Source organism: Rhodoferax sp. GW821-FHT02C08 (assembly GCF_059421805.1).
Genome location: NZ_JBWKVR010000007.1, coordinates 23,780 through 39,866, shown reverse-complemented (window position 1 = coordinate 39,866; position 16,087 = coordinate 23,780). Strand labels below are relative to the sequence as shown.

General features: G+C 57.4%; 18 protein-coding genes. 6 read left to right on the top strand and 12 right to left on the bottom strand.

Annotation, left to right across the window (positions count from 1 at the left end):
* Window positions 1-3 precede the first annotated feature (3 nt).
* The 4 genes from recO to nagZ all read left to right on the top strand — a co-directional run bounded on the left by recO (window position 4) and on the right by nagZ (window position 3,053).
* Entirely contained in the window at window positions 4-753 is a 750-nt protein-coding gene (recO, locus tag AC07VY_RS10680) for a DNA repair protein RecO (protein WP_495097512.1), read from the top strand.
* On the top strand, window positions 750-1,517 hold the full coding sequence (locus tag AC07VY_RS10675; RefSeq protein ID WP_495097513.1) for a pyridoxine 5'-phosphate synthase: 768 nt from the start codon (window positions 750-752) through the stop codon (window positions 1,515-1,517). Before recO ends, AC07VY_RS10675 begins: the two co-directional genes overlap by 4 nt.
* Complete coding sequence (gene acpS, locus AC07VY_RS10670) at window positions 1,514-1,912, top strand: holo-ACP synthase (protein WP_495075402.1); 399 nt, start codon at window positions 1,514-1,516, stop codon at window positions 1,910-1,912. The genes AC07VY_RS10675 and acpS overlap by 4 nt, the downstream gene beginning before the upstream one ends.
* Before the next feature lie 79 nt (window positions 1,913-1,991).
* On the top strand, window positions 1,992-3,053 hold the full coding sequence (nagZ, locus tag AC07VY_RS10665; RefSeq protein WP_495097514.1) for a beta-N-acetylhexosaminidase: 1,062 nt from the start codon (window positions 1,992-1,994) through the stop codon (window positions 3,051-3,053).
* Window positions 3,054-3,158: 105 nt separating this feature from the next.
* On the opposite strand, the gene AC07VY_RS10660 is transcribed toward nagZ, so the two are convergent.
* From AC07VY_RS10660 to AC07VY_RS10625, 8 genes are all read right to left on the bottom strand, one after another.
* Window positions 3,159-3,947 (bottom strand): N-acetylmuramoyl-L-alanine amidase family protein, encoded by a 789-nt coding sequence (locus AC07VY_RS10660; protein WP_495097515.1) that lies wholly within the window; start codon window positions 3,945-3,947, stop codon window positions 3,159-3,161.
* A gap of 27 nt (window positions 3,948-3,974) precedes the next feature.
* Window positions 3,975-4,370: a lysozyme inhibitor LprI family protein gene (locus AC07VY_RS10655; RefSeq protein ID WP_495097516.1), complete on the bottom strand. Its 396-nt coding sequence runs from the start codon at window positions 4,368-4,370 to the stop codon at window positions 3,975-3,977.
* Between the two features lie 175 nt (window positions 4,371-4,545).
* A complete protein-coding gene (gene lysS / locus AC07VY_RS10650; RefSeq protein ID WP_495097517.1) occupies window positions 4,546-6,099 on the bottom strand; it encodes a lysine--tRNA ligase in 1,554 nt (517 codons plus the stop codon).
* Between the two features lie 64 nt (window positions 6,100-6,163).
* Window positions 6,164-6,724: a sugar transferase gene (locus AC07VY_RS10645; RefSeq protein WP_495097518.1), complete on the bottom strand. Its 561-nt coding sequence runs from the start codon at window positions 6,722-6,724 to the stop codon at window positions 6,164-6,166.
* Entirely contained in the window at window positions 6,721-7,737 is a 1,017-nt protein-coding gene (locus AC07VY_RS10640; RefSeq protein ID WP_495097519.1) for a UDP-glucose 4-epimerase family protein, read from the bottom strand. The genes AC07VY_RS10645 and AC07VY_RS10640 overlap by 4 nt, the downstream gene beginning before the upstream one ends.
* Window positions 7,662-8,432 (bottom strand): glycosyltransferase family 2 protein, encoded by a 771-nt coding sequence (locus AC07VY_RS10635; protein ID WP_495097520.1) that lies wholly within the window; start codon window positions 8,430-8,432, stop codon window positions 7,662-7,664. Before AC07VY_RS10635 ends, AC07VY_RS10640 begins: the two co-directional genes overlap by 76 nt.
* Window positions 8,429-9,325: a glycosyltransferase family 2 protein gene (locus AC07VY_RS10630; protein ID WP_495097521.1), complete on the bottom strand. Its 897-nt coding sequence runs from the start codon at window positions 9,323-9,325 to the stop codon at window positions 8,429-8,431. The genes AC07VY_RS10635 and AC07VY_RS10630 overlap by 4 nt, the downstream gene beginning before the upstream one ends.
* The gene (locus AC07VY_RS10625; protein WP_495097522.1) at window positions 9,322-10,050 is read right to left on the bottom strand and encodes a class I SAM-dependent methyltransferase; all 729 of its coding nucleotides are present in this window, start codon (window positions 10,048-10,050) and stop codon (window positions 9,322-9,324) included. Before AC07VY_RS10625 ends, AC07VY_RS10630 begins: the two co-directional genes overlap by 4 nt.
* A 123-nt stretch (window positions 10,051-10,173) precedes the next feature.
* On the opposite strand from AC07VY_RS10625, the gene AC07VY_RS10620 reads away from it, so the two are divergent.
* A complete protein-coding gene (locus AC07VY_RS10620; protein WP_495097523.1) occupies window positions 10,174-10,347 on the top strand; it encodes a hypothetical protein in 174 nt (57 codons plus the stop codon).
* A 74-nt stretch (window positions 10,348-10,421) separates the two neighbouring features.
* Here AC07VY_RS10620 and AC07VY_RS10615 read toward each other — a convergent pair whose 3' ends face one another.
* From AC07VY_RS10615 to AC07VY_RS10605, 3 genes are read right to left on the bottom strand one after another with little or no spacing between them, the layout of a single operon-like run.
* Window positions 10,422-11,930 (bottom strand): flippase, encoded by a 1,509-nt coding sequence (locus AC07VY_RS10615; RefSeq protein WP_495097524.1) that lies wholly within the window; start codon window positions 11,928-11,930, stop codon window positions 10,422-10,424.
* Complete coding sequence (locus tag AC07VY_RS10610) at window positions 11,927-13,912, bottom strand: polysaccharide biosynthesis protein (protein WP_495097525.1); 1,986 nt, start codon at window positions 13,910-13,912, stop codon at window positions 11,927-11,929. The genes AC07VY_RS10615 and AC07VY_RS10610 overlap by 4 nt, the downstream gene beginning before the upstream one ends.
* The gene (locus AC07VY_RS10605) at window positions 13,912-14,541 is read right to left on the bottom strand and encodes an LON peptidase substrate-binding domain-containing protein (RefSeq protein WP_495097526.1); all 630 of its coding nucleotides are present in this window, start codon (window positions 14,539-14,541) and stop codon (window positions 13,912-13,914) included. The genes AC07VY_RS10610 and AC07VY_RS10605 overlap by 1 nt, the downstream gene beginning before the upstream one ends.
* A gap of 64 nt (window positions 14,542-14,605) precedes the next feature.
* Between AC07VY_RS10605 and AC07VY_RS10600 the strand changes: the two genes are divergently transcribed.
* A complete protein-coding gene (locus AC07VY_RS10600) occupies window positions 14,606-15,160 on the top strand; it encodes a YggT family protein (protein ID WP_495097527.1) in 555 nt (184 codons plus the stop codon).
* Window positions 15,161-15,172: 12 nt separating this feature from the next.
* Here the strand turns inward: AC07VY_RS10600 and accD are convergent, their stop codons facing one another.
* Window positions 15,173-16,045: an acetyl-CoA carboxylase, carboxyltransferase subunit beta gene (accD, locus tag AC07VY_RS10595; RefSeq protein WP_495075418.1), complete on the bottom strand. Its 873-nt coding sequence runs from the start codon at window positions 16,043-16,045 to the stop codon at window positions 15,173-15,175.
* Between the last annotated feature and the right edge of the window lie 42 nt (window positions 16,046-16,087).

Below are 16,087 nucleotides of genomic sequence, written 5' to 3'. Positions count from 1 at the left end.
TTCGTGGCTCCAAAACGGTTCCATGACGAGCCTGCATATGTTTTGCACCGCTACGACTGGAGCGAGTCCAGCCTGATCCTGGAGGTCTTCACCCGCCACCACGGTCGCATGGCGATTGTGGCCAAGGGGGTGAAGAAGCCGACTTCCAACTTCCGTCCCATCCTGCTGCCGTTGCAGCCTTTGCGCCTGTCGTTTGGCGGTGATGCGGAAATCCGCAACCTCAAGGCGGCCGAATGGGTGGGCGGCCACGTGATGCCGACCGGCGATGCGCTGCTGTCCGGCTACTACCTGAACGAGTTGCTGATGCGCCTGCTGGCGCGCGACGACCCGCACACGGCTTTATTCGACGCCTACGGCGTTGCGGTGCAGGTGCTGGCCTCTGAACATGGCGAAGCGTTGCAACCGGCGCTGCGGGCGTTTGAGCTGCTGTTGCTGCGCGAGATTGGCCTGCTGCCCTTGCTGGACGTGCAGACCATGACCTTCGAGCCCCTGGAGCCCGAGGGCCGCTACAGCCTGGTCGCCGAAGGTGGCCTGCGCCAGAGCCAGGCGGACGACCGGGCCAGCATGAGCGGCGCGCAGTGGCTGTCGCTGCAGCAATCGCTGCAGCCTGGCGCACCGTTCACAGCCACTTTGCGTGCCTGCGCCGAGGTATTGAACGGACTGAAGCCCCAGTTGCGCGCCGTGCTGCACTACCATTGCGGCATGGCAACGCTGCATACGCGGCAATTGATGATGGATCTGCAAGCCCTATGACTTCTCCCCACGCTGCGGTGCGAACCGCCCTCTCGGTCAACGTCAACAAGGTGGCGCTGGTGCGCAACACCCGGCATCTGGGCATCCCCAGCGTAGCCCGTGCCGCCACCCTGTGCCTGGAGGCCGGTGCCCAGGGCATTACCGTACACCCGCGGCCCGACGCGCGGCATATCCGCACCGAAGACGTGTACGAGCTGTCTGACCTGCTGACCGCTTGGCCCGACCGTGAGTTCAACATTGAAGGCAACCCGTTCCAGAACCTGATGGACTTTGTGCGCCGCTGCCGCCCCCACCAGTGCACTTTTGTGCCCGACGGCGAAGACCAGTTCACCAGCGACCATGGCTGGAACCTAGCCCAGGACGGCGACCGCTTGCGGCCACTGATCGCCGAGGCGCAGAGCCTGGGCGTGCGCGTCAGCCTGTTCATGGACCCCGTGCCCGAGGCCATGGCGTTGGCCAAGGCCGTGGGCGCAGACCGCGTCGAGCTCTATACCGAAAGCTACGCCAGCGCCTACGACAAGCCCCAATTCCAAGAGGTTTTAAGCCAGTTCGCGCAGGCAACACAAGCGGCAGCAGCTATCGATTTAGGAGTGAACGCCGGCCACGACCTGAGCCGCGACAACCTCACCGCTTTTCTGCGTGCCTGCCCGCAGGTGCAAGAAGTGTCCATAGGCCACGCGCTGGTGGCCGACGCGCTGGAGCTGGGCTATGCCGCCACGGTGCGTGATTACCTGCGCTGTATCGCCGATGCCGCCCGGCCATGATTTACGGCATAGGTACCGATATTTGCGACGTGCGCCGCATCCGCGCCAGCCTGGAGCGCCATGGTGACCGCTTTGCCGAGAAGGTGCTGAGCGATGCCGAGCTGGAGACCTGGCGCAAGCGCGGCGCGCGCTGGCCCGAGCGGGGCGTGCGCTACCTGGCCACACGCTTCAGCGCCAAGGAGGCGTTCAGCAAAGCCATAGGCATGGGCATGCGCATGCCCATGACCTGGCGCTCCTGCGAGATCGTTAACCTGCCCAGCGGCCAGCCCAGCATTGTTTTGCACGCGGCACTGAAAACCTGGTTTGAAGCGCAGGGGCTGAGCGCCCACGTCACCGTGACCGACGAAACCGACTACGCCGCCAGCTTTGTTGTCGTGGAGCGTTTGCCTGCTTGATTCTCGATTGCTATAGTATTAATAGCTGCTAGCGCAGGTATTGTCTGCGCTAGAGGCACAATTTTTATAAATCTTTCCTATGTCCCAACACGCCCCCCTGATCATTGACATTGCCGGCACCACGCTGACCCGCACCGACCGCCAGCGCCTCAAGCACCCGCTGACCGGCGGCATCATCCTGTTTGCGCGCAATTGGCAAGACCGGGCCCAGCTCACCGCCCTGTGCCGGGACATCAAAAAGGTCCGCAAAGACCTGCTGATCTGCGTGGACCATGAAGGCGGTCGGGTCCAGCGTTTCAAGACCGATGGCTTCACCCACCTGCCGCCCATGCGCGTGTTGGGAGAGATGTGGATGCGCGACGCCCTGCAGGCCACCAATGTCGCCACCGCCTGTGGTTATGTGCTGGCCACCGAGCTGCGCGCCTGCGGCGTGGACTTCAGCTTCACCCCGGTGCTGGACCTGGATTTCGGCGAAAGCAGCGTGATTGGCGACCGCGCCTTCCATAGCGATGCACGTGTGGTCAGCCTGCTGGCCAAGAGCCTGGTGCATGGCCTGTTGCAGGGTGGCATGGCGAACTGCGGCAAGCACTTCCCCGGCCATGGCTTCGTGAAGGCCGATTCGCATACCGAGATCCCGGTGGACAAGCGCAGCCTGAAGGCCATCCTGGCCGAAGACGCCTTGCCCTACGCCAGCCTGAACACCAGCTTGTCCAGCGTCATGCCGGCCCATGTGATCTACCCCAAGGTGGACAGCCGGCCCGCGGGCTTCTCCAGCAAGTGGCTGCAATATGTGTTGCGTGGCCAGCTGGACTTCCATGGCGCGATCTTCAGCGACGATTTGAGCATGGCCGGCGCGCGTCGCATCGACGGTAAGGACGTGAGCTATACCGCAGCCGCCGTGGCTGCGCTGGAGGCTGGTTGCGATATGGTGCTGCTGTGCAATCAAAGCCCGGTCGACAAGGGCCTGGCCGTGGATGCCCTGCTGCAAGGCCTGACCGAGGCCCAGCTCAAGGGTCAGTGGGAACCCAACGAAGCCAGCGAAGACCGCCGCCAAAGCCTGTTGCCCACCACGCCCGCGCTGGACTGGGACAAGCTGATGACCCATCCGGCCTATATGCAGGCGCTCTGGCTGGTGCCTTGAGGTGCTATTTATTTGGTAGCTACTAGCGCTGCTAGTACATGCGCTAGGGGGCTATTGGGTATTGGAATTTGCAGATGGGCAGCTAACGCAGGGAAAAGTGAAGCTCTAGTTTTGGAGTTGGGGTAAGACTGCATGCTGGAATTTTTCGACGGCTGCCACGATCGCCTGCACGATGGCATCTTGCTTGGTGTTGTCGGCCACATACTTTTCATCCCCCGCGTCCACGATCACACCGACCTCCAGCAGCACTGCGGGGACCGTGGTTTTTCGCAAAACCAGCAGCTCGTCAAATTTGTAAATGCCCAACTTGGCATCAAGCAGTTCGCGGTTTTCGCCCGCAATGGGTTCGGCGTGGTGCAGTGTGGGATGGCGACCTAGTCCTAGCAATGCTTGCCCCAGTAGCTTGGCAAACTGCTGGCTCTGTGCAAACTTGGGATTGCGTTGGGACACAAAGATCGAGTAACCGGCAATAGGCTGAACAGTTTGGTAGGCGGGGGTGCCGTTGACCTCAGTTTTGGCCAGGTATTTCAGTTGCGCCGAATCGTGGTGCAACGCTAAAAATAAATCGGCCTGTCGGGCGTTTGCCAGCTCGGCACGTCCGTCCAGGCTGATTTCTTCTGAGGGTGTGCGTGTGAGCACCACCTGCACGCCCGTGGCTTCCAAGGCTTTGGCCAGTTTTGCACTCAGTGCATCGTTGTAGCTGACTTCATAGATGCCCTTGACGCCCAAAGCACCGGGTTGCTTGGGCGTGTGGCCGGGGTCCAGTACGATAACGAATGGTTGGCCTGCGGTGCGCGGTGCGTCAGCCGCATTCGAAGCGGCGGCGCACGTAAAAAAAGCGCACAGACACAAAAGTGCCTGTGCGCTGCGCGTTTTCACATAGCGCGGCAGCATGTGCTTGCGCCTATCCGTTCAAGCTGCTTATTCCCAAGATTTTTTGGCGATGGCGGCGTCGTTGCAAGTGCCGGTTTTGCACTCACGGGCACGGTCGCGCAGGTACTCGGCACGCTCACGGTTGAGTTTGTAGTTGCAGCTTACGTCGATGGAGCCAGAGCGCTCGCAAGACGCATCCCGGTATTTAATCCAGTCGCGCTGTGTTTCGGTTAGTTGCTGTTTGACGTTATCTTTGAGCGGTTTGCGCAGCTCTGTGTACACAGCATTCAGCTCTTTGTCGGATTCTAAAAATAACTTGGCGACGCAATAAGTTTTGTCGTAGCTGGTCTTGAACTTGTCGCAGCTGTCAGTGTTATCTGCGTGGGCAAATTGCGCCGAAAAAAACAAACCTGCAGCCAACGAAGCCAAAGTCAAAAATTTCATAAATTCTCCGAATATGGGATTGGAAATTATGGGCGATTTGCACACTGTAGAAACCAGTCGCTATTGCCCATCCGCCGTATTTTCATGCGGTGGCTAGCACCCACATTTTTACTTCTTTTTTGATAGCTGCTAGCGCAGGTGCTATCTGCGCTGGTGCTCTATCGGATGATGAAAATTAAGCCTCGCGACGCAGCGCCGGGAACAGGATCACGTCACGGATGCTGGCGCTGTCTGTCAGCAGCATCATCAGGCGGTCGATGCCGATACCGCAGCCGCCGGTGGGGGGCATGCCGTATTCGAGGGCGCGCACAAAGTCAGCATCAAAATGCATGGCTTCGTCGTCGCCGCTGTCCTTGGCCGTGACCTGGGCCTGGAAGCGGGCGGCCTGGTCTTCGGCATCGTTCAGCTCGCTGAAGCCGTTGCCGAATTCGCGGCCGGTGATGTACAGCTCGAAGCGCTCGGTGACTTCCGGGCGGTCGTCGTTTGCGCGGGCCAGTGGCGAAATTTCGGTCGGGTGTTCCATGATGAAGGTCGGCTGCCAGAGCTTTTCTTCCACGGTTTCCTCGAAGTACAGCACCTGAAGGCTGGCCAGACTGCGGCCGGCGAGCTTGTTCTTGGCTTCGGTCAGGCCCAGCTTCTTCACTGCATTCGTCAGCCAGGTGGCATCGAACACGTTGTCGCCAGCTTCGGTGTACTTCTGGATGGCTTCGACGATGGTCAGACGCTCAAACGGCTGGCTCAGGTCGACAGGCTTGCCCGCGTACGTCAGCTGCAGTGAGCCGGTGGCGCGCTGGGCCGCGTCGCGGATCAGCTTCTCGGTGTAGTCCATCAGGTCCTGGTAATTCCAGTAGGCCGCGTAGAACTCCATCATGGTGAACTCGGGGTTGTGGCGCACCGAGATACCTTCGTTGCGGTAGCTGCGGTTGATCTCGAACACGCGGTCGAATCCGCCAACGATCAGGCGCTTCAGGTACAGCTCGGGTGCGATGCGCAGGAACATTTCCTGGTCCAGCGCGTTATGGTGCGTCTTGAAGGGCTTGGCATTGGCACCGCCGGGAATGGGGTGCAGCATGGGGGTTTCGACTTCCAGGAAGTCATTGGCCACCATGAATTCGCGCAGTGCGCTGACAGCCTTGCTGCGCGCCATGAAGCGCTGGCGGGCTTCCACGTCGGTCATCAGATCGACGTAGCGCTGGCGGTACTTGGTTTCCTGGTCGGCCATGCCGTGGAACTTGTCGGGCATGGGGCGCAGGCTCTTGGTTAGCAGGCGCACGCTGGTGGCGTGGATCGACAGCTCGCCGGTCTTGGTCTTGAATACCGTGCCCTCGGCGGCCACGATGTCGCCCAGGTCCCAATGCTTGAAGCTGGCATACAGCTCAGCGCCCACGTCTTCGCCCTTGACGTAGATCTGGATACGGCCACCGGTGCCGCCCAGCGACGCATCTTGCAGCGTGCAGAAGCTGGCCTTGCCCATCACGCGCTTGAGCATCATACGGCCGGCAACCTTGGCGGTGGCGCCCAGGGGCAGCAGCTCTTCTGCGGTCTTGTCACCGTAGCTGGCAAACAGGTCGGCAGCGCGGTGGCTGGGCTTGTAGTCATTGGGGAACGCCACACCCTTGCCTTCGGCTTGCTGTTGGCGGATGGCTTTGAGCTTTTCGCGCCGCTCCAGGATCAGCTGGTTTTCGTCTTGGGCCGGAACGGGAGGCAGGGCGGAGGTGTTTTCAGGCATGCTGTTATAGAAAGAGGAGGGCGAAGTTCGCCAAACCTTTGATTTTAAGTCCGGCTCGGTAGGTTCAGTGCGTGATGCCGTCGCGGCGCAAGACTTTGAGAAACGTCAGGACTAGTATCTTGCAGTCCAGCCCCAGCGAGTGGTGCTGCAGGTAATGTGTGTCCAGCGCCACCTTGGTGGGGATGGGTAGTTCATCGCGCCCATTGATCTGGGCCCAGCCAGTGAGGCCAGGCAGCAGCTCATGCACGCCCTGGGCAGTGCGCAGCGCAATCAGGTCCTGCTGGTTGAACAGTGCGGGCCGTGGCCCGACAAAGCTCATGTCGCCACACAGAATGCTCCATAGCTGGGGTAACTCGTCCAGGCTACTTTTGCGCAGAAAGCTGCCAATCGGCGTGAGGTGGGCGCCGGGGTTGCCCAGCAGGTGCGTGGCAACGGCCGGGGTATTGATCTTCATGCTGCGGAATTTGGGCATGGAGAAAATGCTATTGTTTTTACCAACGCGGTTGGACCAATATAAGATCGGGCCAGGCGAAGTCAGTAGTACCGCCAAGGCGACCAGCAACATGGGTATTGCCAAGGCGCACAGCGCCACCAAGCCTAAAATCAAATCGAAACATCGTTTCATGGCTGTATGGCTGTCACCGTACGGCGAAGCCCTTCATCGAGGGTGACGGGCGGTGTCCAGCCCAAAACATCACGCGTGTGTTGGATATCAACTTGCAGATTGCCGCACAGGCGCTGTGCTGCTGCTCCTTGACCTGACATACGAGCCCCTGCTTGCAGCAGCCACGCGGGCACCGGTAGTAGGCGGCTGGGTTGTCCCATGGCATGGGCTATACGACGAACCAGCTCGGTTGTGGATAGATCTTCACCATCGCTGACCAGGAACGTCTGCTGCGCAGCAGCAGGGTGGATGGTACAGGTCAAGATCAGGTCGATTAAGTTGTCTAGTCCCACCAAGCTGCGCAGGTTGTGGATGCAACCCAATGGCAGTGGAAGCTTGTTGGATATAGCTTTCAGCATTGCGGCAAAGTTGGCCTTGACACCTGGGCCGTATACCAAGGGCGGGCGAATGACGACTACCTCCATGCCGGTGTTCTGCGCAATTTGGTGCAAGCCTAGTTCTGCTTCCCATTTGCTGCAGCCGTAGGGATCTGGGGGATGGGGGGCGTCGCTGAACCGGAATGCATGGCCCCGCGTTGTCGCTTCCCCGTTGACTTTGATGGAGCTCAAAAAAATAAAGCGCCGTACGCCCGCTGCTGCAGCCTGCCGGGCCAAATGTAGGGTGCCGTCGGTGTTCACACTTCGATATGCCGCCAAGGGGTCACGCGCCTCTTCGCGCATGACGTGGGCGCGGGCGGCAAGGTGGACGACTGCATCGCAGCTTTGTAGGGCGTTAGACCATAAGGTTTGAGGTCCGATGGAGTTGATGTACACCATTTCTACGTTCGTTAATGCTGTCGCGGGCTGCCTCGCGGCAGCGCGCACACGCACCTGCGCACGATCAAGGGCTGCGCACAAGGCAGTCCCTACAAAGCCGTTGGCACCGGTTACCAGCACTGTCATCGCCGACGCAGCCATAGCGCGCGGATAAACACCCGTGAGCAAAAAAATCGTAGCATGCTGGATAAGTGCCATTGTAGATATTGGCTTTGAACGTGGCTGCTGCGCTGCGCGTCGTGAGTCACCCCCTGGTGTGGCAGCAGTGCAATATGAAGGCCCTGCAAGCGGATCCGAGCGCACAGGTCAACATCTTCGTAGTAGAGAAAAAACTTCTCATCAAAACCGCCCATGCTGCGGTACAGCGCGGTGGATAACACCATGAACATGCCGGCTACCCAATCTGGGTAGAAAACGTCATCTTGGCGGGCATAGGTATGCTTTGGGTACCACTTTCGCATGATGGCCTTGGCTGCAATTCCCCAGGGGGTGGGGAAGCGGCGCGCGTTGTCTTCCAGTTGCCCTCTGGAGCTGTATATGGCGGGAGCCACGAGGCCCATCAAAGGCGTTTCCAGCAGCGTGAGCAAGTCTGGAAACGGATTGTGTTCAATCCTTATATCGGGGTTCAAAATACATACCGTATCGCAGCGGGCCAGAGCAATGGCTTGGTTGTGGTTGGCACTAAAACCCATCGGATGCGGGTTGCGCAGGACACACAAGGGAAAGTCAAAATCATCAGCCGTGCAGGCCATGGTTTCGGGGATGTTCAGCGTCAGGATGACCTCTAGCGGCGTTTGCCCGTGCACACGCTCCAGGTCAAGCAGCAACGGCAGCACCAGCGCCATTTGGCCGTGGCTGACGATGGAGATGGTGAGGGACGGTGTTGGGTTCACTGGTAGGGCCCCGTGCGGCCCCTTAGCCCGTCGAAAACACCCCGTACCATTCTGCGCAGGCGCAGGGCGCGCTGGGGGGCGAATGACAGGAAGTAGCCTGCAAACTGTACGAGCCGGGTTAAAAAATACACTTTCCAACGCCAAGGGGTGGTGGGCAAGGCGCAGAGCAAGATGGAGTTCCTGAACATGTAGTAATCGCGCAGCGGGCTGTGGTGGGCGACCTGGCGGGTACGTAGCCACCAGATTTGACTCACTTTGTCGCCTAGCCGGTGCTGGAGTTGGGCTTGTGCCACGCCCAGCAGGGCCCAACCTTGAGCGCGTATACGTAGACACCATTCGGTGTCTATATGGTCGATGAACCAAGCATCCCACATTGGCACCGCATTATCCACGGCTGTAGATCGCAGCAAAGTGCCAGAGGCAATCAAAAAACCTACCTCTATTGGAGGGGATTTAGAACTGTCTAGAGGCTCCCAGCGGGTAGGCCAAAGGCCGATATCGCGTACAAAAAAAGATCTACGTCCCGTACGTTGGTCTACGGTGCTGGGGCCTGCTGCTGCTGCTTTAGGGTTATCAGTGAGTGCTTGACTGAGTAAGCGCACCATGTCTGGCATCGCTTCGCTGTCTTGGTCAAGCAGCAGAATCCTGTCCACTCCAAAAGCCAGTGCAGCATGTATGCCAATGTTTTGGGCATGGGCGATGCCAGTATTGCTGCCTAGCGGGTATAAGCTTGCACCCATGTCGTCGCAGAGACTGCGCAAGCCATTGAGGAGTTGCTCCGACGATCCGTTATCAATGACCAGCATGTGCTGTACCTGTCCGCACAGGCTTCCTAGTTGCTTGTGCAACATTGCAAGGTCTGGCTGGTAGCTGACGGTAACGGATGCAATCATGGTGCGCGCGTAGCCAGAACGGTGATGAATTCGCCGCGCCGCAGTTGGCGGCCTTGCAGCAGGGCGGGTAGTTTGTATTTCATCCGCAATAGCGTTGCTGGTGATACGGTGGCGGTGGCATCCGTGTAGCTACGCAAAGCTGCGCTGGCGGCATGGATGGACAGGGTCGAGAGGGGCGGAAGGCTGTGGGTTTTGATCTTAAAACCGAGTGCTTTTAGCTTATCGCACAAGCCGTTGAACGTAAAAAGAACCAAATGACGTGGTGGTTCTAGACCCCGCCAGTAGGGGCCGAAATGGGAGTGTCCCCAGCTTTCAATATTCGGTGTTTGCAGCCACAGAGTGCCGCCAGGACGTAATAGTGCATACATATCCTGCAACCATTGCAACGGATCGTGCACGTGTTCAATCACATGGCTACAGCTAATCCAGTCATAGCCACCCGCTTGCTGCGCGACCTGCTCTAGTCCGCCAATGTGTACGTTGAGGCCCTGTTTACGGGCGGCGGCTACCGCTAGTGGGTCGAAATCTACCCCTTCCACAATCCAGCCAGCAGCCTGTGCCAGTGTGAGGAAATTGCCGTTCCCACATCCAACATCTAATAACTGTGCGCCTTCACGTGGAAGACGGCGCGGGAGGTGGCGCATTTGTTGATGAACCAAAGAACGCAAAGGCCATAGACATGGCACCCACCAACGTCCCCAAGCGTTGGTGGGTGTCAGTGCCATGTGCCAATGTGTATTGCGGTAGCTGTTGAGTCCTGCACGGACCCATTGCCGTATCCGCCCAGAGAGTGAGGCGGATGGCGCCATGTTCTGCTTAACCTGGACATGCGAGGAGATCGCATTACCATGGGTGAAGTATTGGCTATAGGCTTTTCCAATGCTTTGGGGATTCGGTCGTGGATCGAGGTAGGCGGTTCCGCAAGATTGGCAGCTATTCAAAGTCCATTCTCCTGGCGCGCATCGAAAGAGCTGGTCGGTGAGATGCGAGTGCAACACACGCCGCTGGGTGCTATTACATAGGGGGCAATGTCCCAAATACTCGATCTCTTCAGGTGGCCAAACGCCCATGGGCATGCCAGTGTCGGGTGAAGGAGTCATTTTTTTCGAAGTAACGGAAGCATTTGGTAACTGCACCATGCTAAGGCACAGGTCAATACCAGTGCCAGCAGTTGCCAAGGCGGTTCAACGGAGGCGGTTGTATAAATAACCATAGGCGATGCGAAGATTCCTATGAGTGTGACTATGGCACCACCCGATGCTGCCCACAGGAGTGCCCTGCGCAGGGCGCTTTGCGATGCAAGAAATTGCTGCATGGCATATGTAAACAGCAGCAATGTGTCGAACACCACACGCATGGTCCAGACCATGGCGGCCCCAACAATGCCCCAGTGGATCAGTGTCCACCACAACGCGATGCCATAGGGTACTAGTTCAACCAAGTGGATTTTTGCAATCAGGTCGGTACGGCCTGCGCTTTGTAGCAAGTTGTACGGAATATGGGCGAATCCGTTGACTAACACACCGACAGCCAACCATTGCCACACCATGCTGCTCTGTTGCGCTATCTCCGGCCCTACCCACCAGTGCAAAAGCCAAGGGCCCAGTACCGTGAGACTGATCAGACTTGGCAGCCAGCATGCCACTAGCATGCGTGTCGCTGAGCGAATCAAATCGGGCAATACTGTCGCGGATGTACCTGAATTGCCTTGGGCATGGGCCAGTAATGGAAACAACACGCCCAGCATCGCGACAGGAATCGCAGGTAGTCGCGAGAGGACATCAAAAGGTACGGTGTAATGTGTCACGGCGGCGGTGGAGAGCAGGGCGGCGACGGCGAAACGGTCAAAGTAAGACAGCAGCGGCCCCACCAAATTGCTCACTGTTAGCCAACCCCCAAAGTGCAATAGTTGGCGAAGTCCATTCGACGGTGGAGTATGTGTTGCGTGGAAAAATTCGGGTTTAGCAAGCCAAGCAAATGCCAACGCAGTGCCAATACGCACTAGTAGTAAGCCTGCCATTACAGCGCGCAAGTCGACCGAATACAGTGCAATCAGCCAAGGTACGCAAAAGCTGGCGATGCCAGAAGGGATGCGTACACTGTTCACTGCGGCAAACCGGCTGCGCGCCTCTAAAACACCCGTGCTGCATGTGGACCACATCAAAAATGGAATGGCAATTGCCAACATGGCCCATGCTATAGGCGCCTCCGTGCGCACCTCTACAGGCATTTGTATGGCTTTATCGATCCATGGCGTACTGACCAACAATAGCAAGGCCCAGGTGGCGCCAAGTCCCCACATAAGTCGGCGGGCCACTCGCGCCATAGCCGCCTGGACCGTCAGTGGCATGCCGGATGCATTGTGTTGGGACAGGTATTGAGTGAGTGCGCGTCCCAGGCCCATGTCCAGTAGGCCAAAGTAGCCGACCAAAGCCCAAGCCAGAGTCAAGGCGCCAAAGCGATCCTGCCCCAGACGGTTGATCAGCCCCGGAACGACTGCAACACCCACGAACATGGGTAGCACCATTCCGCTGACGTTGAGGACAATATGCGTGAAATGGTTTCGGGTGAGCATGTGGCGATCAGGTTCTTTCAGTGCGCTCATCGCGCACTTCTAGCACTTCCGCGGGGGGCTTCTTGAATAGGTTGGGAGGTATTCAGTGCGCAGCCGGGTATCAACTGAGCGAGGTATTTGTGAAGAGCCAATACGTCGTTGTTCTTCGTTGCCGTCTCTAACATTTGCAACTGGCTGGACAGTACCTGCCAGGGGACAAATTCTTCATGGGCTTTCATGATCCGCGGGTGCGGCGTAGAGGTCGGATTACTACCGATCAACAGTTCCTCATAGAGTTTTTCACCGGGACGCAAACCGACAACCTGGATATCGATATCTCCCTCCAAGGTGGTTGGGTCACGTACGGTGAATCCTGATAATGCCACCATGCGTTTGGCCAAATCCAAAACCTTCACGGGGTTACCCATGTCCAACACAAACACATCGCCACCTTGGGCCATCGCGCCGGCTTGCAGTACTAATTGGGCAGCTTCGGGGATGGTCATGAAGTAACGGGTAACCTCGGTATGGGTCACGGTAATGGGCCCCCCACTGGCAATTTGCTGGCGAAACAGTGGTACCACGCTGCCGCTGGAGCCCAAAACATTGCCAAACCGTACCATGGCGAAGCAAGTCGTGTGCGGAGGTGGTGGGGCGTGGTTATCAACGGCAGTGTCAAAAATGGGGCGATGCTCGTTTGTCAGCGCCTGCAAAATCAGTTCAGCTACACGTTTAGTGGCCCCCATGACGCTGGTTGGACGTACGGCCTTGTCAGTGGATATTAGTATGCAATGGGTCACACCATTTTCCAGTGCTGCGCGGGCTACATGCAGGGTGCCAAATACATTGTTTGAGATACCTTCTGAGGGGTTGTCCTCCACTAAGGGCACATGTTTGTACGCGGCTGCGTGATAGACCGTACTCGGACGGTAAGTTTTAAATATTTCCGATATTAGGTCGTAGTTGCGAACACTACCTAGCAGAGGCACCAGTTGTACGGTGAGCGCATGCTCAGTGCAAAGGGTTTGCAGCTCTGCATGGACGGTGTAAAGTCCAAATTCGTTGTGGTCCACCAGCACTAGACGGATCGGGTGTTCCACAATTATCTGACGGCATAGCTCGCTGCCAATGCTGCCACCGGCACCGGTTACTAAAACTGTTTTATTAAAGAGGTTGCGTGCAAGGAGTTCTGGGTGTGGTGGAATTGGTTCGCGGCCGAGCAGATCTTCAATATCCAATTCTCGGATGTCTTGCACGGTAACTCGACCGCTGGCCAAGTCGGACATGGCCGGCAGCGTTCGGACATGTACCGGTAGGTTTTGCAGGTCTTTGAGAATTTCATTGCGACGTTCCCGTGTGGTGCTGGGTAGGGCTAACAAGATATCTGTGACATCATTCTTCTTAACCAGTTCAGGTATTTCCCCGGGTGTATGGACATGCACGCCATTGATACTACGTCCAGCTTTTCCGGGATCGTCATCGATGAAGCCTACGATGGTGTACCTGCGCGTACTGGCAAGCGCTGCTGCAGTTTGGGCGCCGGCTTCGCCCGCGCCATAAATTAATAGACGCGCTTGCAGATGTACCTCCGTAGGACCGAGTCCTGAAAGCCAGAACCGCGCCATGGCGCGACTGGTGCCTACCAACAACAAAAATATCAATGGTTGCAAGATGCCGATGCTGCGTGGAATTACTTCCCAGTGCATCCATTGCATCCATTGCAATGTGGTGAACAAGAAGAGTGCATATATCACCACTGCCGTTGCTGTTGCAGTTAATGCCGCCATGCCGGTATAACGAAAGATGGCGCGGTATAGCCCGAATCGTACAAAAATGGGTACCGCAAGAATAGGCGCCACCAAGTAGACAGCCCATTGAGCGCCCATGGGCCTGTGCAGGCTATCCAGTCTGAGCGTGAAGGCAATCCACATCGCCAGCAGACTCAAGACAATGTCCAGCGAGACGACGACTAGGCGCTTGGTTGAGCGTGGCCAGTTCAGGATGGATGGATGGTTCAGGAAGCGTGCAGGCATCAATGTGGTGGGGTATCTGAAAAGCACGTTTGTGCCAATACGTCGGTGACTAGCTCAAGTCGAAGCAAAGGACTATCGAGGGACATCAGATTGTGCTTGTTCAAGATTGACAAAGGTAGTAGTTCACACCAGCGGTTGGCTACCCAACCGCAATCGTCCAACTGGTATGTTCCAGGTTGTGGTAACCGGTCACTGCCGGCATTTTGGGTGAGCAAAGTCTGTATCAATTGGTCCAGGCTCTTGGCGCTGTGCTGTAGATCTGGTGGAATGGGACTGGCGGTATCTTCAGTTATCAAGGTCACATCGGCCATCCAGAGGCCAAGATGCGATTGGTGCTGTGAGTCTATGCGAAAGCGTTGGCCTCCCTTGCAATCCAGCATGAGCAGTCCTGGCTGCAGCATTTGCAGTTGGGTGATGTGCGCCAGTACACCCACTGGATGGAAACGTTCAACCGGTGCGGTGGGAGTACGCACTTCCGCGCCTTGCGCCAGCGAAACAACGCCAAAAGGCGTTCCCGTGCGATAGCACTCTCCAACCATATGAAGATAGCGGACCTCGAAAATGCGCAGCGGTAGTACACCTCCGGGAAAGAGCACGGTCTGTAGAGGGAAGAGCGGAATGTTTAACAAGACAGGCTATGCCAGCGTATGGTGACAGGCGCTATCATCCCACGAGCTCATATAGGCCCATCGCATGCTGTACCAAATCATCTCGTTTCTGCTGGAGGTCGTTACTGGACTTTTTGGAGGAGCTTGCCTGTTGCGTTTGTATATGCAATACCAGCGCATCCCTTTTCGTAATCCTGTGGGCAGCATGGTTTTTTCTTTGTCCGATTGGATTGTGCTGCCGTTGCGGCGTGTTATCCCTGCATTGGGTCGGTGGGATTTGGCCAGTCTGGTCGCAGCGTTTTTGTTGAAGTTGCTGCAATTCGCGCTGTTGTGGCTGGTGTCAGGCAGTTTTGCGGGTTGGGCAGTTTTACCCTTGCTCGCCTTATTTGGCTTGGTGTCACTGTCGATCTCGGGACTGACGGGATTGCTGTTGGTGTACACCGTCATGTCATGGATGCAGACCCGAACACCCTTGTCGGAAGTGATTGAGCGCTTGTGCGTGCCGCTGCTTGCGCCTATACGGCGTGTTCTTCCGACCATGGGAGGCTTGGATTTGTCTGCACTGGTGCTGTTGGTGCTGCTGCAGGTGGCATCGATTGTCGTGGGCTATGCTTTGCCCGTGGTACTGGCCTATTTCTAGGCCAGTCTTGGATCAGACCACAGCGTCTGCAGGCTGCTTGAGCAGCATAGCCAAGGTGTGGGCGACGGTCTTACGTAGGTCTTTGCGATTGCAGATCAGGTCAATAGCACCTTTTTGCTGCAGAAATTCAGCCCGTTGAAATCCCTCTGGCAGGGTCACTCGCACCGTGGATTCAATCACGCGGGGACCAGCAAAACCGATCAAAGCCTTTGGTTCTGCTATCACCACGTCACCTACAAAGGCAAATCCGGCGCTGACACCGCCCATGGTCGGGTCGGTTAGCACACTGATATACGGCAGTCCTTTTTTGGCTAGACGTGTTAATGCCGCATTGGTCTTGGCCATTTGCATCAGGCTGAGCAGGCCTTCTTGCATGCGCGCACCGCCGGTTGCGGTGAAGCAAATGAACGGTACTTTTTGTTCAATGGCCGCGTGTACGGCACGCACAAAACGCTCACCTACAACGCTGCCCATACTACCGCCCATGAACTCGAATTCAAAGCAGGCGACGACGGCGTTGATGCCGTGGATGGAGCCACCCATGACCACCAGTGCATCGGTTTCGCCGGTGTTTTCCATAGCCTCTTTGATGCGTTCCGTGTATTTGCGGCTGTCCTTGAACTTGAGTGGATCGACGGGAACAACTTCTTGACCCAGTTCATAGCGGCCTTCGGCATCCAGGAATACGTTGAGCCGGGCGCGGGCGCCGATGCGGTGGTGGTGGCCGCAGCTGGGACAAACGTTTTGGTTCTGTTCCAGATCATTCTTGTACAGCACCGTTTCGCAGCTCGGGCATTTGATCCACAGCCCTTCGGGCACGCTGCGGCGGTCGGCCGGGTCAGAGCGCTGGATTTTGGTGGGAAGAAGTTTTTCGAGCCAAGACATAGGTGCAATCCTCAGGGAGGGGCGCCTCGCAGCGCCCCTGGT